The following is a 20,997-nucleotide window of genomic DNA, read 5'->3' on the forward strand; positions in this document are numbered from 1 at the left end:
TTATATTTTTTAAAAATTTGTATTGATTAGCTCCTTACTTTCAGGAAATTTTTCGAGATACCATTCTCTAATGCAAAAATTCAAATAGGCTTTTTTATGGGGCATTTCGATAATATGCTGCAACTTAAAGCCTACATGAACCTTATTCATTAAAGCTGCCAAAGACTCGACAGATCCTTCTCCAACCATTCTGTTTACCTGAGGCTGGCTAAACATCCATTCTACAATACTTCTGGTTATGAGTGCCGGAAATTTCTTTGTCTTGTCTGTTGTAGCAATAAAGAGATGAGTGCCATAATCTGAAGGTAGCACTTCATAATAATCACCCAGTACATCATTAGTAGCCCAGTAAATTTCAAAATTGAATATCGCTTCTCCGTTAATTTCCCCGATATAGCTATGCGAAAACCTGCCAGGCAAAAGTGTCCTGTAAAACAATTCCAGTTCAGCAATTGGCCAGTCCATTTTCCATATCGTTTTGGCATGATCCTTATGAAACCACTCGCAAACCATCTCCAGATCGCGATCCAGGTCAAAAGGCCGAAAACTAATTTGTACTTTTTCCTGTTCAAAATATTTACTAAATACTTCTCTCTTAATTTGAGGAAGAAGTAAATCGGGAGAGAAAAAAGCATAATGCAGCATATTTTGAACCAGTTGGTCATACGCTGTAAAATGGCTAAAGAAAGCTCCCTTTATTTTACTCTTTCTCTGATCAAGAATGGCTTTAAACTCCTCTCCTTTTTGACGGAACTGATTGTAAATATAGTTAAGCGAAAGATGTTCTTCCATTAATTCCTTCTGCCCCAATATCCCAACAATCACAAATAAATCTTCCAGTTGGCTCTGTACATTTTCAGAAATATCAAAATTTTCAAGATGTTTTTGCAAATAACTGGTAATAGATGAAGGAAGGTGATCCAATAAAAGATCTGAAAAGTAAACTTCTTTCATTATATACTCCTGAGCAGTTTGTTCAAGAGCTGAAATTGCTTGTTTTACTCCTGATTCGATATCTATCGATTGCCATTCGGGATAATTTTTCGTTCCTTCTTTAAATGCCAGTTCAAAAAAAGAATACAGGTCTAATTCTTTCACCTCATCATTGCGCCTGTTTCTTTGAATCAACTTCGCTTTAAAAAGATGATTCCCCGTTGGACTGTAATAAACTAAAGGAACATATACCTCTATTTCTTCTGTATTAAAATCAATTCTGAGATGAAGGTCAGAACCTGAGTTTTCTAAAGCATGTTTTACAACCTGATCATATTTTGGGAGTCCCATATACGGGCTCCAGTTAGTAAACTCCCGGCAATAAAAACGCAGTAAAACAGAGAAAGTCAAATCTTTATTTTCAGCATTGATTGGGTTAGTTATTAAGGTAGGCTGCTCCATATGTTTTGATCAGATTTAAAATTTTATGAATATCCTGAAGAGTTGTTAGCGGATTTAAGATGGTAAATTTCAAATAGTAATTTCCATCTACCTTTGTACTTGCGACCAGTACTTCGCCTGTATGAAACATTTTCTTTTTAATAAATTCATTCAGGGCACAGACATTCTTGGGAGAAACCCCGATGGATTTATAACGGAATACTAAAATACTGATATCAGAATCGCTTAATAATTCCAGCATCGGATCAGCTTTAATTACAGATGCAGCTTCTTTAGCAGTAGCAATTACCGTATCAATATATTCTCCTAATTTTTCCCTTCCCATCAACCTTAGCGTGAACCAGAGTTTTAGTGCATCAAATCTTCTGGTACTTTGCGTAATTGACTTATTGATCTGGGCAGGATAAGCTTCATAATTTTCCTCTTTAGGGTTTAAATAATCCGCATGATGCCTGATAATTTCAAGCAGTTTTTTATCTCTTACAATAAAAGCGCTGCTGCTGATTGGCTGAAAGAAAGATTTGTGATAATCAATAGTTACAGAATGCGCTAATTCTATTCCGTTTAACAGGTGTTTATGTTTATCCGTTAACAGCAATCCGCATCCATATGCTGCATCGACATGCATCCAAAGCTTGTATTTTTCAGCTAAAAAACCGATTTTGTTTAATGGGTCTACATTACCAAAATCTGTTGTTCCGGCAGTAGCTATAATTGCTATTGGAATATTTCCTGATTCAAGTTCCTTCTGTATTGCCAGCTCCAGTGCATCTATATCCATTCTGAACCTGCTATCTGTTTTTACCTGTACGATACTGCGTTCTCCCAGTCCCATTAATGACGCATTTTTCTGGTTGCTGAAATGAGATTTATCAGAAACAAAAATTCTAAATTTGGCATATTCTGCAGGATTCCCATCCAATTTGATATTATGCCCAAGACGATCCAGGGCAAAGTAATCTCTGGCAAGCAAAAGCCCCATCAGGTTACTTTGAGAACCGCCGCCTGTAAAAACGCCATCAGCCTCCAGACCAAAGCCAATTTGTTCAGCAGTCCAGTCTATTAATCGACGCTCCATTAGTGTTCCGCCCGCACTTTGATCCCAGGTATCCTGCGAAGAATTAATTGCACTAATCAGTACTTCGGCAGCCAATGCCGGAATTACTACCGGACAATTTAAATGTGCAATGTAGCTTGGCAAATGAAAGGCTGTCGCATGATCTACATAAAGTTCTTTTACTTCAGCAAACATTTCATCATAACTGTTTAATGGAGTATCGAATTTTATTTGCTTAAACTGCGCACCTAACTCTGCAGGTGTAATACCACTAAATGGTTTTTGTTGATTTTCTAAAAAACTCATAACCAATTCTTTTGCCTGATCTACTGCATCACGGTAAGCATCTGCCGTTTTTTCATAAAAAATATCCTGAAAAGGGGTTGTTTCAATAATAGCAGAGAACTCTTCTCTTTCTGTTGAGTTTGTATAAGATATGTTTTCCATAGTTTTAAAATGATTTGATTTTAGACATTTAAGACTGGTTTGTTAAATAAACCAGGAAACTTTTTTATCAATTGATGTTCTTCTTTTTGTTACAGAAAGCGCTGGGCTATCAGGATATCCAATAAAAAAAAGCCCTAAAGACTGTTCATGATCTTCTAAACCAAAAGTCCTGACATATTCTACTGCACTACAGCCAGTTGCCCAATAAGACCCTAAATTGTAGGAGGTGGCACTAATAGCCATGTTTTGTACTGCACAGGATATTGCCGCCAATTCCTCCCATTCCGGAATATCGACACTCCTGCTTTTTGAAAGAATCACTCCAATCATGCAAGCAGCATTAAGGGGGTATTCTTTTAAATAATTGTACTTAGCTGCTTTTTTTTGAGCATCAGGAATGTCTTCGTACAAATGCTTGTAATAATCAGCCATGAAGTCTCCGTATTTGCTCAGTTGACTACCCGAAAGGACAATAAATCTCCAGGGTTCTGTCATTTTATGCGTAGGTGCCCAGGTTGCGTTGATCAGAATCTCTTTCAATACCTCATCGGGAAGACTCCCTCCTGTATAAGAATCAGCATAAATACTTTTTCTAAAACGAATTATTCGGGTTACAGCCTCAGAATCAGAACAAATTTTAGTTTTTTCCATAATTATCAAAAAGATTTAAATAACACCAACAGATTTATTAAGTGCGAAAATATTTATAAAAAACTTTGTTATTTAAAATTATTATAAATAGATTTGTGCGGCGAGCAAGTTATTTTTATTTAGAATAAATAAGAATAGCAAATATATGTAGTCTTTTTCATAAAACAAAATATATTTTAATGCGATTTTTTTACTAAATAAAAAGTTAACCTATTTAATTAACCTTAATTATTTACCTAAACAGTAAATAGCTTTAATTAATCTATCAAATTATGATAACTAAAATCACCCCATCAAAACCACCAACAAAACCACTCATTGTTGATGTATCACCAGTTGAACGCGCTATAATAAAAAGTTCTGCTTTGTATCTTCAAAATGAGTATGGAGATTATGAGTCTCCGGATTATATATCAAATCTCCATCTAAATGCCTATCATTTACTCCCCGAAAGAATTGCAAGTTTGCTTAGTAATCTTAGTACAGACTTTTCTGAGGAACAATATGGCGCTATCGTTTTTAGAGGATTAGTCGATGTTGATCAGGAAGCTTTAGGTCCAACACCTACCTCGTGGAAAGAAACGGATAAGAGTAAACTGAACTTATACGGTTTTATTTCTTCATTGCTTCATGGCGCTGTTCCCTCAAAACCGGTTCAATATTATGTACAGCGAAAAGGAGGAGGAAGTTTGCACGCCATTATTCCGGAAGAAAACATGTCATTTTCTCAAACTGGTGCAGGCTCCAGAACCGATTTATTTGTACATACCGAAGATGCTTTTTTATATAATCCTGCTGATTTTCTTAGTTTTTTATACCTGCGAAATGAAGAACAGGTAAATTCAACTTTATATTCTGTACGATCACACGGAGAAACAGATGAATTAATGGAAGAACTTTTCAAAGAGATATATAAATGTCCAAAAGATGCCAATTTTGAAATCGAAGACGCTTTAGCATCAGAGCTAACGACTTCTGTTTTGTACGGAAACAGGTTAAGACCTTTTATCCGTTTTGATGCAGCAGAACAAATTTATAATGAACAAGCCGGCCAAAGTCCTGAAGCTTTAGAGATTCTAAAAAAATTCTGGGAGAAAGCCAAAACCCTTATTTATGATGAATTCATTCCTAATGCAGGTGATCTTGTTTTTGTAAACAATCATTTATGTGCACATGGCAGAACTGCTTTCAGAGCCGGTATAAGAGAAGTAAACGGAGAAAGTGTCAAGTGCGAAAGACGCCAAATGCTGCGTATGATGAGTAAAAGCAGCCTGATTCACGTTCAGGATGTTGCTCACCCCGAGAATCCTTATCTGATTATGGAAGATCACTATGGAAAAGTTAATCTTATCAATTAAAACATCACCAAATGAAAAAACAATCTGAAATACAAGAATATAAAAACAATCAGCTGAATCCCGAACTTGCTATATCGCACCTTGAGCCTGAAATCTGGGAAAAAGTAAACAGACTCCAGGTCAGAAAAATGTTATGTGAATTTTCACATGAATTGCTACTAAGTCCTCAATTGAAAAGAATTCATGGCATATGGGGACTTTACAGCCTTACCACTTCTAATGGACAAACAGAATATCAATTTCTGGCCAGAATACTGGCATTAGACCATTGGCATATTGATAACAATTCTATTACCAAAATCACAGACAAACAGACTGAACCCCTGGATGCAATTGCTTTTTTGCTTGAATTTACCAAAGAATTAGGTTTTACGGATTCAAACCTTCCTACCTATCTGGAAGAGGTAATAAGCTGTTTGTATGGCAGTGCTTACATGCACACCAACAGCCAGCTCACATCTAAAGATTTAACCAAAGCAAGTTACGCAGATGTGGAACATGCCATGATTGCCGGACATCCCTGTTTTATTGCCAACAGCGCCAGAATAGGTTTTGATGCCGTAGATTATCAAAATTACAGTCCGGAAGCAGCTGCTCCGCTTTCGCTTGTGTGGGTTGCGGGCCATAAAAATCATACTGAATTTACCAGTATAGACCCGCTTACTTATTGTGAGGTAATGCAACAGGAATTAGATTCAGAAACTATAGCATCATTTGATTTAGTTCTAAATGAAAAAGGGCTTGATCCGGAACAATATATCTATTTCCCTATTCATCCATGGCAATGGCATAATAAACTGGTTTATTTATTTGCTCCTGATATTGCTGCATCAAAATTGGTATGTCTGGGAAATAGTAAAGATCAATACATGCCGCAACAATCTGTTCGTACCTTTTTTAATGTAAGCCATACTCGCAGATTTTATGTGAAATCGGCTTTATCGATTCTGAATATGGGCTTTATGAGAGGGCTTTCTCCTTATTTTATGCGAACTACTCCTCCAATAAATGAATGGGTTGCGAACACAGTTGAGAATGATGCTTACCTGCAGAAAAAAGGCTTTACGATACTGAAAGAAATTGCAACTGTAGGCTATACGAATGGATATATTGAAGAGGCTATAAAAGTTGACTCTCCTTATAAAAAAATGCTGTCTACACTTTGGAGAGAAAGCCCAATGGACAAAATAGCTCCAGGAGAGCGTATAATGACAATGGCATCTCTGCTTCATATAGATACAAAAGGAACATCTCTTTTATCAGAATTAATAAAGAATTCACCTTTAGACACAAAAGAATGGCTGAATAGTTATTTACAATGTTACCTAAGTCCGCTTTTACATTGTTTTTATTATCATGATATGCGTTTTATGCCGCATGGAGAAAACCTGATTTTAGTATTCCGGGATAATGTACCGGTTAGAGCGATTATGAAGGATATTGGAGAAGAAGTAGCCGTTGTAAATCAGCAAAAGGAATTGCCTGAAATTGTAAAAAGAATTATCATCCCGGTACCTGAAGACCTTAAAATTTTATCCATTTTCACTCAGATATTTGACTCTTTCTTTCGTTACCTGAATCATGTACTGGTAGAACACATCAACTTACCAGAGGAAGATTTTTGGAGCCTGGTAGCAGAATGCATTACCGAATACCAGTCTGAATATCCTGAACTGGAAGATAAATTCAGAAAGTATGATTTGTTTGCTACAGAAATTATTAAAACCTGTTCTAACAGACTGCAAATGCAAAACAGCCAAAAGATGATTGATGGAAGTGATCCTTTCAGGAATCAAAAATTTGCAGGCTTTTTAAAAAATCCTCTTTCTGTTTATCAGGCAAAATTAATCTAGCTATCCTTAATAACTATCATATACTATAAACAATGAATATAGATACTCAGGTTTCACCAATAGAAGCCTCAACACATTTAGAAAAATCAGTTTGGAATAAAATAAACCGTTTACATATCAGAAAAATACTTGCCGAATTCTCTCATGAACGTCTTGTATTCCCTAAACTAATTGAAAACAAGGACGACTGGGGCATTTATCAGCTTAGCAGTTCAGATGAGAGAAATATTTATCAATTTAATGCAAAAATACTGGCTCTTAACCATTGGTATATTGATACGGAATCTATTGAAAAATTTGTTGACGGAACACCTGCTGCGTTAGATTCGCTCAGTTTTATCATTGAATTTAAGATAGAACTGGGAATCCCAGAGGCGTCATTACCCGTTTACATGGAAGAGGTATGCAGTACATTAGCCGGAAGTGCCTACATGAATTATTATGGCAAGCCAAACTCAAAAGAGTTGTTAAAAGCAGACTATCAGCAAACGGAGTCTTCAATGACCGGCCATCCGCGTTTCATTGCCAATAACGGAAGAATTGGCTTTGATTCCAGCGATTACAGGCAATACGCCCCTGAAACAGCTGAGCCATTTTCACTAGTATGGCTTGCCGGCCATCGCTCAACTGCTGTGTTTACTGCTGTTCCAAATCTGGATTATCAAAAAGTAATGCTGCAGGAACTGGGAGAACAAACCTTAAGAAACTTTAATAATCAACTTATTCAAAGAGGTTTGAATCCTGAAGATTATTTTTTTATTCCGGTTCATCCATGGCAATGGTTTAATAAATTATCCAATATATTTTCTGCAGATATTGCTACTAACCGATTAGTCTGCTTAGGGTATAATGAAGATAAATACCAGCCCCAACAATCGATCCGTACTTTTTATAATATTAGCAATCCTGAAAAGTTTTATGTTAAAACAGCCCTTTCTGTCCTTAATATGGGTTATGTACGTGGTTTGTCTCCTAAATTTATGTTGACCAACCCGCCTATCAACGAATGGATTTACAATTTGGTTGAGAATGATAATTATCTGAAATCAAAAGGGTTTATCATTCTAAGGGAAATCGCAAGTGTAAGTTTTGCGCATCAATACTATGAAACTGCGATTGCAAACGATACTCCTTACAAAAAAATGCTTGCCTGTTTATGGAGAGAAAGCCCTGCCGAAAAAATTAGTGGTAATCAGCGTTTAATTACTATGGCCGCATTGTTACATATCGACAATGAAGACAAAGCTTACCTTCCTGAGCTAATAAAAGCATCTGGCCTATCAATTGCAAATTGGCTAAAACAATACTTCAGCTGTTATCTGAGTCCTTTACTTCATTGCTTTTATAAGTGGGATATGGTGTTCATGCCTCATGGAGAAAACCTAATCCTAATCCTGGAAGATCATAAAGTAGTGAATGCTATTATGAAAGATATAGGTGAGGAAGTTTCTTTACTAAACACCTCCTTACAGGTTCCGGAAGCAGCGTTAAGACTTAAGGTTGATGTTCCTGAAGACCGTAAAACACTCCCTTTATTTACGCAGGTATTTGATTCAATATTCAGGTTTATATCGGCAATACTTGCAGAACATGCTGATTTTCATGAAGATAAATTCTGGAAACTGGTAGCAGAATGCATCCAGGATTACCAATCTGAAAATCCTGAATTCAGTGAATCTTTTCAGAAATTTGATCTTTTTGTTAACGAATTCAGTCCGGATGCATTAAATAAATTACAACTGAATAATAACAGGCAATTACGAAATCGTGCCAATCCTTTTCAGGATCTGCCCTACATAGGAATTGTAGAAAATCCAATAACCCCTTTTGCTATTAATTAAATACTAAAAGCTAAAATTGGTGCAAAGTCTATTTTATTCCTGCTTTGATCAGTAACCTGAAGCAGCCTGAATACAAAAGAATCTTTCAGAAAAACTAATGCCTTTATTTATGGCATTAGTTTTTTTTTTAAGGGAACATAGTATCATATTTCACAACTTCTAAGAAAAATGTTTTACTCTTATTAAGAATAAATAAAAATAATATATGCTTTTTCAATTCTGTTATGTATTTTTGCAGAAATTTAACAACCTATATATGAATTATTTTACATCACTAAACAAGTGTCTTCTTACATTGTTATGTTCGACTTTGCTTTTGTTATTTTCCATACATACACAAGCACAAAATCAATCAGGAATTATTAAAGGGCAAATTTTGACTGAAGATGGGAAAAATGTCCAATTCGGTAGTGTTAATATCAATGGAAAATATAGTATAAAAGCAAATAAGGAAGGTGCTTACAAATTTGAAAATCTTATAGCAGGATCTTATACTCTTACAGCAAACATTACAGGTTTAGCATCAGAAACAAGGACGGTAAATCTGAATCCAGGAGAAGAATTAGTTTTGGATTTTACATTTGCCGCGAATGCAGAATCTCTTAATGAGGTTCTTGTGGTTGGAAATAAATATGCTATTACTTCCAGAAAGAACAGCGAATATATCTCAAGACTTCCAATCAAAAATCTTGAAAACTCACAAGTTTACAGTGTGGTTGACAAAGAATTGATTAAAGAGCAAATGGCTTTGACACTTGAAGAATCGTTTAGAAATGTTCCGGGAGCTGCACCTGCAAAAACGGGAGCAGGAATGCCATCTTTTTTTTCAAGAGGTTTTCAGACCAGTGAGAATTTCCGTAATGGAATGGCAACCTATCTGCGTACAGGTATTGATCTAGCTTCTGTTGAGCGTGTAGAAACTTATAAAGGACCAAGTTCGACACTTTTTGGAGCGCAAATGACCTCATTTGGAGGACTCGTTAATTATGTCAGCAAGAAACCGTATGACCATTTTGGCGGAGAGTTAGGTTACACGACAGGAAGCTGGGACCTAAATCGTATGACATTAGACCTGAATACTCCTATTAAAGACGCCGAGGGCCTTTTAGTTAGACTTAATGTAGCCCGTCAGACCGAAAACACTTTTCAGGATCAGGGGAACAATGCCACATTGCTTATTGCGCCGAGTATAACCTATCAGGTATCAGATCGCTTAAAATTTACTCTAAATGCAGATTTCTTTAGTGCCAAAGGAGTAGTTGCCGGAGGATGGACTACCGCTGCTAACTTAGGGATAAAGAGTTTCGAAGATCTTAATCTGGATTATCGTCAGTCACTCAATGATAATTCTTTGGTCAGCGAGCAGCGTTCTACTAACATATTACTGGATGCAGAATACAAGATCTCTGACCAATGGACTTCACAGTCGAGATATGCTTATGGCGGAGGTTCCTATGATGATCTTTATATTTTTGACTTTATCTGGCAGGATGATAACACTGTTGACCGTGTACTTAGAGCATTTACTGATGAAAAAACAGCCAGAAGAAACTTTCAGCAAAATTTTATAGGAGATTTTAAAATTGGTAATCTACGTAACCGACTTGTCGTAGGTGTTGATTATTTATCCAGCTACAGACTAACCAGATATGACGGACTTGGTTATGGAGCTAAAGTATTCGAACCAGCAAAACTGGATAATCTTCCGGGTACACCTGTAATTCGTCTAGAAGACGTTCTTTCAGTTTTAGCCGACAGAAATACCGGACAGAATAAAACAAAAGAAACAACCTACAGCGCTTATGCTTCTGATGTTTTAAATGTAACCGATCAACTTTTAATAATGGCAAGTTTACGTGTTGATCGTTATATTGGCGATGGAACAACAAATACACTTACCCGTGCCACTACAGGTAATTATAACCAGACGGCATTTTCTCCTAAGCTCGGTTTTGTCTACCAGATTTTGAAAGATAAAGTATCCGTTTTCAGCAATTACCTGAATGGTTTTAAAAACGTAGGAAACAGAATTCAGCCAAATGGAGAAGTATCTGTTTTTAAACCTCAGCAAGCGACACAGCTTGAAGGTGGTGTAAAGGTTGATTTATCAGATAAATTTAATGCAACCATCAGTTATTATGAGATTGATGTAACAAATAGTACTATGAATCAGGTAATTAATGGTGTCAACTTTTTTGTACAGGATGGAACTCAAAAAAGCAAAGGACTTGAGGTAGAAATTATTGGAAGGCCATTTTCCGGATTCAACTACGTAGCCAGCTATGGTTATAACGAGAATGAATTTACAAAATCAAATCCAAACATATTAGGAAAAAGAGCCCCCGGTACTCCTAAAAATGTTGTAAATCTTTGGGCAAGTTACACCATTATCAATGGAAAAGCGCAGGGATTAGGACTTGGAGTAGGCAATTCGTATGTTTCGGATGCATTCTTAGACAGTGCAAACAATTTTACACTTTCTTCTTATAATCTTCTTGATGCAACTCTTTTTTACAACCGTCCGAGGTATAGAATTGGTATCAAAGCCAATAATATTCTGGATGAAAAATATTGGGTAAGTGACGGTTTTTATGCACGCCCGCAAAAGCCAAGCAATTTTATGATCAATTTTACTTATAAATTTTAATTTATAAATGACCAATCAGAGCACTTTCAAAACCTATAGGACATTACTTGGTATAGTTATGGCTTTTGCTATTCTTGATCATACCCGTTTGTTTTTCCATTACTGGAACACCAACCCGGCAGATCTGGATCATACCACCTGGCCCTTATTTTTTACCCGATTTATATCTCATTATTTTGCCCCGGCAGTTTTTTTTATAACTGGCATGGAATTATTTCATATTATGGGTAAAAAAACAAAGACACAAAACGTATGGTATCTATTGAGTTTAGGAAGTGCTCTGATTCTCATTGAAATATTTATAAACAATTTCCTGTACACCTTTGATATCTATTATCGTACTATTGGCGTTTTCATTATTGGGTCATTGGGTTTATGCATATTCTGTATGGCAGGTTTTCAATACTTCAGCAGAACTTTCATTTTAGTAATTAGTTTGTCCATTATCGCAGGTCATCACTTACTGGATCCAATTCAATTTGAAGGACATTCAATGAAGGCTGTCTTATGGTATTTGCTGCATCAGCAAAAATATATCCCACTCGGGCAAAATATGTATATTATAAATTACACAATCTTGCCCTGGCTTGGGATAATATTATCAGGCTATTTCTTTGGATTTTATTACAGACCAGAGAGCTCTGCCGTAATTCGTAAAAAAATATTGTTATACTCCGGCTGGATTTCTATATGTCTGTTTTTTTTACTCCGCAGCATTAATGATTATGGAGAATCGAATCCCTGGAAAATCGAAGTTTCAACTGCCAAAACCATTTTATCATTCTTCAATCTAACAAAATATCCGGCATCACTGGATTACATCTTGATTACATTAGGTCCTGTTTTCCTATTTCTGGCATATGCAGAAAACCTTAAAAACAAAATCTCAGATTTCTTTTTTACTTTAGGAAATTACCCGTTGCTTACTTACCTCTTCAGTACATTTATAATTCATTTGGCTGCTATGCTTTCTTTATATTTTCAAAGTAAACCATTACAAATGATGATCATAACCTCTGCCTCATATAATAATGAAAGTCCATTGAGCCATTATGGGTACTCCCTGAGTACGGTATATATTTTATCGTCTGCTTTTATTTTGATTTGTTATTTTACAATTAAACGAATTAAACCAGCTAATTAAAAAGATAAATATCACCATTTCTATTTTTATCATTTTAATTATTAGGGCAATGGTAAATCATCCTTTACCCTTTTTTTGGATAAGTTTGGCATACAAAATTTAAAACAGAACTGTTAGCATTCAATTTATTTGTAACTTAATTAAAATAAATGAACCTGTAATCAAACCACACAGTCAATTCAAACGTATCTATAAAAAACGATAATCTTTAATGTAAAATTCAATTCACTGGAAACGTTTTTGGAAAAACATTGAATCTTGTGTTATTTATGATTATCGTTTTTTATTCTTTATTCAAAATAAATCCCAAAAAAGTACAAACTGTAACCGAAATGTAAAAAATAACAATAAATTTCTTATTTACTCATAATAACCAAAAATGATATTTATATTTACTTATAAATTGAAATTAATTAAATTTGGATTTTTTAAATAAAGCGTACAGTTATAATTTTGAAGGAATTACTAATGAAGTTTATCAGTTTCGATTCATTAGTATAGGAATACAGGAAATAACCAAAATTGTTTCTATTTCGCCTGTAAATAAAAACCTGAATTGGTACAGTGTAGGTTTTGGAAACTTAGAAAATTATGAAGATGGAATCACTGTTAATGATCTTGCCGAAATTAATAATAATGATTATGATGAAGTCTTAGCCACAGTATTTATGTGCATACTTCATTTTTTCATATCCAATCCTGATCATACTATTTTATTTTTTGGAAATACGCTACACAAACATCGTTTGTACAAACAAAAGATTTCATCTAACATTATTATTCTAAAACAATATTTGGAGATTTCAGGAGGCAAAACAGAAGAGCAAATAAAGCTTATAGAAAAAAAACAAACGATTACACGAAAAGGAAAAGAACACGAAAGGACTATTCGGGAAAAAGACCTGACATCACTCAGTAAGAGTGTTGAAATAAAAAGCATTGAAAAATACAACGCAGCTAAAACATCGGACTATCAATTTGTTTTGTTTAAGTTAAAAAAAGACCTATGATTATTGAAATAATAAAAAAATAGTATATTTGTAACATCATGGAAGTAAAACAATTAAGAGATCTAGTAGAAAAACAAATAGAAAAATCTACTAACTTTTGGGCCGGTCGTCCTAAAATGACTATCCAGGAGTTAGAAGCCGTAGAGAAATTTGCCAAAGAAAAAGGCAGGCTTTTCGAAAAAGTTTTTGATTCTCCTGAAAAAATAGAAAAAATAAACAAAATGCAAAATAGCTCATTATAATTGATATTTTAATTCAAAAAAATTTAACCATCTAAGAAATTAGGTGGTTTTTTTATGTCTTATTTTCTTCGATAGAATACTCATTTTTTTGTCTCTCATTGACCATCTTGGTAAATATGTATCTGCTTTTTAGTATTATTTATTGGAACATTATTCGGACAGATCGTATTTGGTTTTAAAGAACATAATAAAGAGCTTATAGATGAAGGCAGTACTGCCATTCAGCTTTCGTCCTATCTTATCTCAGGTCATTTTATTCAATCGACTTTTGAAAATTGGGAAAGCGAATTTCTACAAATGTCCCTGTTTGTTGTATTTACTATTTTTTTAATGCAGAAAGGATCTTCCGAGTCAAAAGATCCGGATAAAGACGAAGAAGTCGACAGACAACCCTCACCCACCCGAAAAGACGCGACATGGCCTGTAAAAAAAGGCGGATGGATTCTTGAAGTTTACAAACATTCTCTGACTATTGTTTTGTTTTTGCTGTTTACAGCCTCATTTATAGCTCATTTTTATGGGAGCCTTAAAGACGAAAATGAACAACTGGCATTAAAAGGAATGCCTTTAGAATCCAGTGCTGATTATATTGGGGATTCCAGGTTTTGGTATGAATCTTTTCAGAACTGGCAAAGCGAATTTCTTTCTGTTTTTGCTATTGTTGTGCTTTCTATCTATTTACGCCAAATCGGATCTTCACAATCAAAACCAGTAGATGCTCCTCACATGGAAACTGGAGAATAACGATTGAGCAAACTTTTACAATAAACCTGCTATAATAAACAATACTTTTTAAGTAATGGTAATTGTACAACGTTTCAAATTAATCATATAAATACATCATTGCTTTATCATTTACATTTGAAATAACCGGAAATATCACTTTATAAATAACTCATTATAAGATATTAATAATAAAAACTTAAGAGATACCTGTAAACTTTCAAACATTTAATCAAAAGATTTATTATATGAAAAATTTTCAAGACGAGAAACAACGTGATTTGTCCATAAACAAATCAGACGGAACCAACAAGTTCCTGACCACAGATCAGGGTGTACGCATTAATGATGATAATAATTCACTGAAAGCAGGCGAGCGCGGACCTTCTTTACTGGAAGACTTCATTTTAAGAGAAAAAATAACCCATTTTGACCACGAAAGAATTCCGGAACGCGTAGTACATGCACGTGGTTCAGGAGCGCATGGTTTTTTTGAAGTGACAAATCCCATTCCAGAATTAACAAAAGCTGGATTCTTACAGGAAACAGGACAAAAAACTCCCGTTTTTGCAAGATTTTCTACAGTTGCCGGTTCACGCGGATCTACAGATCTTGCCAGAGATGTTAGGGGATTTGCGGTTAAATTTTATACCCAGGAAGGAGTTTATGACCTGGTTGGTAACAATATTCCTGTTTTTTTTATTCAGGATGCTTCAAAATTCCCAGATTTGGTTCATGCAGTAAAACCTGAACCACATAACGAAATGCCACAAGCAGCCTCTGCACATGATACTTTTTGGGATTTTATTTCGCTTATGCCGGAATCTATGCACATGATTATGTGGACAATGTCTGATCGTGCGATTCCGAGAAGTTATCGTATGATGGAAGGATTTGGTGTTCACACATTCAGATTGATTAACGAAGCTAATGAATCTACTTTTGTAAAATTTCACTGGAAACCAAAATTAGGAACTCACGCCGTAGTCTGGGATGAGGCACAAAAAATTTCAGGTAAGAATCCGGATTTTCACAGAGAAGATTTATGGCAAGCTATAGAAATGGGTAATTTTCCTGAATGGGAATTAGGTGTACAAATAATACCTTCAGAGGATGAAGACAAATATGAATTTGATTTACTTGATCCAACAAAAATTGTTCCGGAAGAATTAGTTCCGGTTACTATAATTGGAAAAATGACATTGAACAAAAATCCGGATAATTTCTTTGCAGAAACAGAGCAGATTGCTTTTCACCCTGGGCATGTTGTTCCGGGTATTGATTTCTCTAACGACCCATTACTACAAGGAAGATTGTTCTCTTATACAGATACGCAGCTTACCCGATTAGGCGGGCCAAACTTTCATGAAATTCCAATTAACAGAAGTATTGCACCTGTTCACAATAATCAACGTGATGGATTTATGCGACAGGAAGTTAACAAAGGCCGGGTAAGTTATCATCCAAATTCACTTGGTGGCGGATGTCCTTATCAGTCACAAATTGCCGAAGGCGGTTTCTCCAGTTTTAATGAACGTATTGAAGCTCATAAAATAAGTGAAAGAAGTGAAAGCTTTGCTGATCACTTCGGTCAGGCAAAATTATTCTTTAACAGCCAGACCGATGTAGAAAAAAGCCATATTGTAAAGGCATTACGTTTTGAACTTGGCAAGGTAGAAACTACTGCAATCAGAGTTCGAATGTTGGGACTTCTTTCGCAGGTAGATGCTCAATTGGCAGAAAAAGTAGCATTAGGACTTGGGGCTTCTGTACCATCAACATTAGAATTCCCTGTTAATAAAGGAGTTTCACCAGAAAATGAAGGTGGAAATCAGGAGCCTAAAACGGTTGAATCATCTGTAAGTTCGTCTGATGCATTGAGTATGGTTAAAAATCCGACCAATTCACCTACAATCGAGTCACGAAAAATTGCTATCCTTTGTTCTGATGGAGTTTCTGAAGCATCAGTTTTAAATATGAAAAGTGCTCTTAAAAAACAAGGAGCCAAAGGATGTGTAATTGCACCACATTTAGGATCTGTTCTTACTGATTCTGACGGAGCTCTTGCCGCTGAATATAGTTTTCTCACAGCATCATCAGTTTTATTTGATGCGGTTTATGTTCCGCACGGAATAGGGCTGAATGCATTAGCAGAAAATGATGACGCTCTTGAATACCTTAATGATGCTTATAAACATTGCAAGATTATAGGTGCTGATGGAGAAGCATCTGAATTGCTTAGCGCAACAGCTTTTGCTTCGAAATTAACAAAAACCGATGCTGGAATTATTGTAACCACCGATGTTGGATCTGAAGCATTTGCCCAGGAATTTATCGCTGCAATGGGTATGCATCGTTTCTGGGATCGTGAACCCAACTTATATATTTAATTTAAAAAAAATAAACATGAAAAATTCAGAAAAAGAAGGCCATACAAATGCTCCTCAAGCAAAAGCAAATCAAACAAAAGCTATAAAAGATAATGCAAAAATAAATATTGTTGAGCCAGCTTCAGATGCAGCAACGGAATTAAAAGAACTTTTTGTTGACAGTTTAAAAGATATATACTGGGCTGAAAACGCACTGGTTGGTGCGCTTCCTAAAATGGCTGCCAATGCCAGTTCTCCGGGTCTTGCAAGTGCCATTTTAGAACATCTTGACATTACTGAACTTCAGGTAGAAAGACTAAAACAAGTTTTTGAACTTTTAGGTGAAAAAGCCGAAGGAAAAAAATGCGAAGCTATGGCCGGATTACTAAAAGAAGGTGACAGCATTCTTGAAGAAACGACGCCAGGACCTGTTAGAGATGCGGGTATTATTGCTGCTTCTCAAAAAATTGAGCATTATGAAATTGCAACATATGGAACCTTAGCTGCTTTTGCAAAAACTCTTGGAGAAAATGATGCTGCAAAACTATTAACACAAACATTGGCAGAAGAAAAAGAAGCAGACTGCATACTGAACGACGTTGCTTTAAATGTAGTAAATATCGTAGCAGCCGAATAGTAATCATCTTTTTAAATATTTTCATTTTTCCCAGAAAAACATCTGTACCACGACAGATGTTTTTTGTATTATTATACTATTCAAATTTCTATTTTCTATGTATAAAAAGGCTTTACATCCACTGGTCGATCATTACAGCAGAATATTAATTCTGGGAACAATGCCCGGAGACCAATCTATTGCCAAACAACAATATTATGGAAATAAAGGAAATCATTTCTGGAGAATCCTATTTACTGTTTTTAACGAAAATTACAGCGAATCATACGATGATCGCAAAACATTTTTGAAAAAGCATAAAATTGCATTATGGAATGTTCTGGCATCATGCATCAGAGAAGGGAGCAGTGATTCGAAAATTAGTAATGAAACAATAAATGATTTTACAAATTTTCATATTCAATACCCAAATATTAAAAATGTATTTTTTGAAAGCAAATCAGCAGCTAAGTTTTACCATAAATATCTTAAACCTCAAACAGATATATCTTATCACATTTTACCATCAACCAGTGGTTTAAATACAGGGTTGTCGTTTAGTCAAAAAGTCGAAATGTGGACTGTTTTAGCAGCAACAGCAGATGCTTTAGATTCTGTATAATTAGCACATAAATGCTGTTTTCACTAAAATGAAATTTATCATAAAGGCGAAATTCTAAGACTTTTGTTCGATAAAATCTCACCTTCGCTACTATTATTACCATTGATCTAATACAACCTTCACAAATCAACAGTATTATCATGCATTTTTAAATCTCAAAAATTCATAACTGTAAATTATGTAACTCTTATTATTTTATTTGCAAGAAATTATTGTTGTAAAAATATATTTTTGTAATTATTAAATTACTTTTATTAAAGTTAAAATCATTATCTTACACTTTTAACCTACAAAAAAAATTAAATTATCGGCTATGATAGAAAATTTAAAAAATGCACAAAAGAATATACTTAAGAGAATAAATTTATCAAATCAGAATACTGCCCAATATTATGATATGATTGTATTTTGTCATTTAAGATGGCATTTTGTTTATCAGCGTCCTCAACACATCATTAGCCGTATTTCTAAAACAATGAAAACTTTATTCATTGAAGAACCCCTATACAACAATGAAAGTAAAGAGTCCGGAAATCTTATTATTCTCAATGATATGTTGCATGTTTTACAGCCAAATGTAAAAGATATCGAATCGATTGCTGCAATCATTCCTGAATATGTAAAAAACAAAGATATTCCTGTTGGATGGTTTTATTCAGCTATTTTTTGTCCATTATCCGAATGTATTGATTTTGAAACTATCGTTTATGATTGCATGGAGGAACTTTCTTTTCTGAAAGGTGCCACAAAAAATGTGATAAATCAGGAAAAATATCTGATATCTAATGCTGACATTGTTTTTACGGGTGCAAAATCATTATATGAATTAAAAAAACTGTGGCACACAAATGTACATTGTTTTCCCAGTTCAGTCGATGAACCCCATTTTGCAAAGGCCTTAAACGGAATCAAAATTGCTGATGATGTTGCCAATTTACAATCACCTATTGTAGGATATTATGGAGTAATCGATGAACGTATCGATTTTGCATTGCTTCATGAAACGGCTCTTAAACTACCCAATGTTTCTTTTGTAATGATTGGACCTTTGTCGAAAATAGAGAAAAATGATCTCCCACAAGAAGACAACATTCATTATTTAGGAATGAAGTCTTACAACGAATTACCTCATTATCTAAAAGCATTTGATATTGCTATGATACCTTTTGCAGTAAACGATACAACAAAATACATTAGCCCTACCAAAACCCTGGAATATATGTCGGCCGGTAAACCCATTATTTCTACAAAAATTACAGATATAGTACACAACTATGGTATTTGCCTGAACATGGTGGAATCTGCAGATGAATTTTGTGAAGCCATTAAGTTTGCACTTGATAAAACAGATCGTTTTTCAATGGAACTGGAATACCACAAAATCCTCAAAAAAACATCATGGGATATTACTGCTGTTAAAATGAAATCAATTCTTAAAAATTTTATAAATGGGACTGACAAAAACAATTACTGGAATCACATTTAGCGCATTCGACTTATTACATGCAGGCCATGTAAGAATGCTTGAAGAAGCAAAACAACATTGTGATTATCTAATTTTAGGATTGCAAACAGACCCGACTTTGGACAGACCCGAAAAAAACAAACCAACACAGTCTGTAGTCGAACGTTATATACAACTTACAGGTTGTAAATTTGTAGATGAAATTATTCCGTATGCCGCAGATCAGGATCTTCAGAGCATTCTTCAGGCCTTTCCTACTGATGTAAAGATTCTGGGAGACGAATACAAAGATAAAAATTTTACAGGGCGCGACTATTTCGAACAGAAGGGAATTAAACTCGTTTTCAACACACGCAATCATCGCTTTTCCAGCAGTGAACTTAGAAAATAAGTATACGAATGTGAATGTTTAAAATTAGTGTAAGATGATACATACAGATACAGAAATACGTTTTATCAGCAAAGAAAAAGGATATGGCGTAGTAGCAACAAAACTAATTCCAAAAGGTACTATTACCTGGGTTCAGGATGATTTAGATCAGATATTTTCCCGTGATGAGGCCGCTAATCTGAATGCTTTTATAAAAAAACACCTCGATACTTACTCTTTTATCAATAAATATGGAGAAATGGTATTATGCTGGGATAACGGAAAATTTGTGAACCATAGTTTTAAACCAAGCTGTTTTAGTACAGCCTATGATTTTGAGATTGCTATCAGGAATATTTTTCCAGGTGACGAACTTACAGATGATTATGGTTATCTTAATGTAGAAAAACCTTTTGATGTAATTGACGAAGGTACTGACAGAAAAAAAGTTTTCCCGAATGATATTGTTACCTTTCATAAAGAATGGGATGATCTTATTAAGGAAAATGCTCCAAAAGTTTTGGAAGTTGAACAGTTATTACTTGATTTAATTCCTAAAGAAACCTGGAATGAATTCGCAAATGCGGTTCATAGCCCACACAAAATGAAATCGATACTCGAATGTCATTATCCACATGATATTCAAATAAACAGCACAACCTAATTTTTATGATTTATAAAAATCAACTCTTCAAGGATTAATAATTAAAATAAAAATTATTTTTATGCCTTCAGAAATAGTTATTAAATGCGGTAAAGCAATTGCCGAAAAAGGATGGAATATCGCTTTTACCAAAAGTGTACCGTCCTTACAACTCCAGGTGAAAATGAAACTATAGAAAAACCAGTAGGAACTATTTTTATTTACATTATCACTTCTGATAAAAAATCAACCATCGGGAAGTTTTTAACGGATCACCTGAAGAAATCATATTACAGACAATAGATAAAACGGCCGATCTTATTATTGAAAGTTTACACACAATTAAAAAAATAAAGCACTAATAATCAAAAGCTTATTTTAAAATAGATTTTAAATCAAATCTAATAAACATGGGTATTATATAACAAAAAAGAGAAATTATATAAATTCATCTTTTAACTTCCTTATATTTTTATCAGAATTATTTTACTTATAATTTTAATAAATATGAAAAAACTGAGCTTTATTATTGTTTTAATCGCTA

General features: G+C 34.6%; 17 protein-coding genes. 14 read left to right on the forward strand and 3 right to left on the reverse strand.

Annotation, left to right across the window (positions count from 1 at the left end):
- Positions 1-9: 9 nt before the first annotated feature.
- Genes BXU10_RS16955 through BXU10_RS16965 form a run of 3 tightly spaced genes read right to left on the reverse strand, consistent with a single transcriptional unit; the run spans position 10 to position 3,550 of the window.
- The gene (locus tag BXU10_RS16955) at positions 10-1,395 is read right to left on the reverse strand and encodes a GNAT family N-acetyltransferase (RefSeq protein ID WP_078228702.1); all 1,386 of its coding nucleotides are present in this window, start codon (positions 1,393-1,395) and stop codon (positions 10-12) included.
- On the reverse strand, positions 1,370-2,899 hold the full coding sequence (locus BXU10_RS16960) for an aspartate aminotransferase family protein (protein ID WP_078228704.1): 1,530 nt from the start codon (positions 2,897-2,899) through the stop codon (positions 1,370-1,372). Before BXU10_RS16960 ends, BXU10_RS16955 begins: the two co-directional genes overlap by 26 nt.
- 42 nt (positions 2,900-2,941) lie before the next feature.
- The gene (locus tag BXU10_RS16965; RefSeq protein ID WP_078228706.1) at positions 2,942-3,550 is read right to left on the reverse strand and encodes a nitroreductase; all 609 of its coding nucleotides are present in this window, start codon (positions 3,548-3,550) and stop codon (positions 2,942-2,944) included.
- Between the two features lie 272 nt (positions 3,551-3,822).
- On the opposite strand from BXU10_RS16965, the gene BXU10_RS16970 reads away from it, so the two are divergent.
- From BXU10_RS16970 to BXU10_RS17035, 14 genes are all read left to right on the forward strand, one after another.
- Positions 3,823-4,908, forward strand: a complete 1,086-nt coding sequence (locus BXU10_RS16970) for a TauD/TfdA family dioxygenase (protein ID WP_078228708.1) — start codon at positions 3,823-3,825, stop codon at positions 4,906-4,908.
- A gap of 11 nt (positions 4,909-4,919) precedes the next feature.
- Positions 4,920-6,761, forward strand: a complete 1,842-nt coding sequence (locus BXU10_RS16975) for an IucA/IucC family siderophore biosynthesis protein (protein ID WP_078228710.1) — start codon at positions 4,920-4,922, stop codon at positions 6,759-6,761.
- A gap of 32 nt (positions 6,762-6,793) precedes the next feature.
- On the forward strand, positions 6,794-8,602 hold the full coding sequence (locus BXU10_RS16980; protein WP_078228712.1) for an IucA/IucC family siderophore biosynthesis protein: 1,809 nt from the start codon (positions 6,794-6,796) through the stop codon (positions 8,600-8,602).
- Positions 8,603-8,858: 256 nt separating this feature from the next.
- Entirely contained in the window at positions 8,859-11,249 is a 2,391-nt protein-coding gene (locus tag BXU10_RS16985; protein WP_180910030.1) for a TonB-dependent receptor, read from the forward strand.
- 7 nt (positions 11,250-11,256) lie between these two features.
- Positions 11,257-12,393, forward strand: coding sequence for a DUF1624 domain-containing protein (locus BXU10_RS16990; protein ID WP_078228716.1), 1,137 nt, complete (start codon positions 11,257-11,259; stop codon positions 12,391-12,393).
- Between the two features lie 419 nt (positions 12,394-12,812).
- Positions 12,813-13,403 carry a hypothetical protein gene (locus BXU10_RS16995; RefSeq protein ID WP_078228718.1) on the forward strand — a complete coding sequence of 197 codons (591 nt, stop codon included), beginning with the start codon at positions 12,813-12,815 and terminating at the stop codon, positions 13,401-13,403.
- A gap of 38 nt (positions 13,404-13,441) precedes the next feature.
- On the forward strand, positions 13,442-13,645 hold the full coding sequence (locus BXU10_RS17000; RefSeq protein ID WP_078228720.1) for a hypothetical protein: 204 nt from the start codon (positions 13,442-13,444) through the stop codon (positions 13,643-13,645).
- 120 nt (positions 13,646-13,765) lie between these two features.
- A complete protein-coding gene (locus BXU10_RS17005; protein WP_369803418.1) occupies positions 13,766-14,389 on the forward strand; it encodes a DUF6766 family protein in 624 nt (207 codons plus the stop codon).
- 227 nt (positions 14,390-14,616) lie between these two features.
- Positions 14,617-16,758, forward strand: a complete 2,142-nt coding sequence (locus BXU10_RS17010; RefSeq protein WP_078228724.1) for a catalase — start codon at positions 14,617-14,619, stop codon at positions 16,756-16,758.
- 16 nt (positions 16,759-16,774) lie between these two features.
- Positions 16,775-17,374 carry a ferritin-like domain-containing protein gene (locus BXU10_RS17015; protein ID WP_078228725.1) on the forward strand — a complete coding sequence of 200 codons (600 nt, stop codon included), beginning with the start codon at positions 16,775-16,777 and terminating at the stop codon, positions 17,372-17,374.
- A gap of 97 nt (positions 17,375-17,471) precedes the next feature.
- Positions 17,472-17,975, forward strand: a complete 504-nt coding sequence (locus tag BXU10_RS17020) for a DNA-deoxyinosine glycosylase (protein WP_078228727.1) — start codon at positions 17,472-17,474, stop codon at positions 17,973-17,975.
- Between the two features lie 313 nt (positions 17,976-18,288).
- Complete coding sequence (locus tag BXU10_RS17025; protein ID WP_078228729.1) at positions 18,289-19,461, forward strand: glycosyltransferase; 1,173 nt, start codon at positions 18,289-18,291, stop codon at positions 19,459-19,461.
- Positions 19,424-19,831, forward strand: a complete 408-nt coding sequence (locus BXU10_RS17030; RefSeq protein WP_078228730.1) for an adenylyltransferase/cytidyltransferase family protein — start codon at positions 19,424-19,426, stop codon at positions 19,829-19,831. Before BXU10_RS17025 ends, BXU10_RS17030 begins: the two co-directional genes overlap by 38 nt.
- Before the next feature lie 34 nt (positions 19,832-19,865).
- A complete protein-coding gene (locus tag BXU10_RS17035) occupies positions 19,866-20,474 on the forward strand; it encodes an SET domain-containing protein (protein WP_078228732.1) in 609 nt (202 codons plus the stop codon).
- Positions 20,475-20,997 lie beyond the last annotated feature (523 nt).

Origin of the sequence: Flavobacterium sp. LM4 (assembly GCF_002017935.1) — a bacterium.
In the GTDB taxonomy this organism is placed as follows: Bacteria; Bacteroidota; Bacteroidia; order Flavobacteriales; family Flavobacteriaceae; genus Flavobacterium; species Flavobacterium chungangense.

Bases quoted from the DNA above. Each gene is read 5' to 3' on its own strand.
- BXU10_RS16955 (WP_078228702.1), bottom strand. From the start codon at position 1,395: ATGGAGCAGCCTACCTTAATAACTAACCCAATCAATGCTGAAAATAAA.
- BXU10_RS16960 (WP_078228704.1), bottom strand. From the start codon at position 2,899: ATGGAAAACATATCTTATACAAACTCAACAGAAAGAGAAGAGTTCTCT.
- BXU10_RS16965 (WP_078228706.1), bottom strand. From the start codon at position 3,550: ATGGAAAAAACTAAAATTTGTTCTGATTCTGAGGCTGTAACCCGAATA.
- BXU10_RS16970 (WP_078228708.1), top strand. From the start codon at position 3,823: ATGATAACTAAAATCACCCCATCAAAACCACCAACAAAACCACTCATT.
- BXU10_RS16975 (WP_078228710.1), top strand. From the start codon at position 4,920: ATGAAAAAACAATCTGAAATACAAGAATATAAAAACAATCAGCTGAAT.
- BXU10_RS16980 (WP_078228712.1), top strand. From the start codon at position 6,794: ATGAATATAGATACTCAGGTTTCACCAATAGAAGCCTCAACACATTTA.
- BXU10_RS16985 (WP_180910030.1), top strand. From the start codon at position 8,859: ATGAATTATTTTACATCACTAAACAAGTGTCTTCTTACATTGTTATGT.
- BXU10_RS16990 (WP_078228716.1), top strand. From the start codon at position 11,257: ATGACCAATCAGAGCACTTTCAAAACCTATAGGACATTACTTGGTATA.
- BXU10_RS17000 (WP_078228720.1), top strand. From the start codon at position 13,442: ATGGAAGTAAAACAATTAAGAGATCTAGTAGAAAAACAAATAGAAAAA.
- BXU10_RS17010 (WP_078228724.1), top strand. From the start codon at position 14,617: ATGAAAAATTTTCAAGACGAGAAACAACGTGATTTGTCCATAAACAAA.
- BXU10_RS17015 (WP_078228725.1), top strand. From the start codon at position 16,775: ATGAAAAATTCAGAAAAAGAAGGCCATACAAATGCTCCTCAAGCAAAA.
- BXU10_RS17020 (WP_078228727.1), top strand. From the start codon at position 17,472: ATGTATAAAAAGGCTTTACATCCACTGGTCGATCATTACAGCAGAATA.
- BXU10_RS17025 (WP_078228729.1), top strand. From the start codon at position 18,289: ATGATAGAAAATTTAAAAAATGCACAAAAGAATATACTTAAGAGAATA.
- BXU10_RS17030 (WP_078228730.1), top strand. From the start codon at position 19,424: ATGGGACTGACAAAAACAATTACTGGAATCACATTTAGCGCATTCGAC.
- BXU10_RS17035 (WP_078228732.1), top strand. From the start codon at position 19,866: ATGATACATACAGATACAGAAATACGTTTTATCAGCAAAGAAAAAGGA.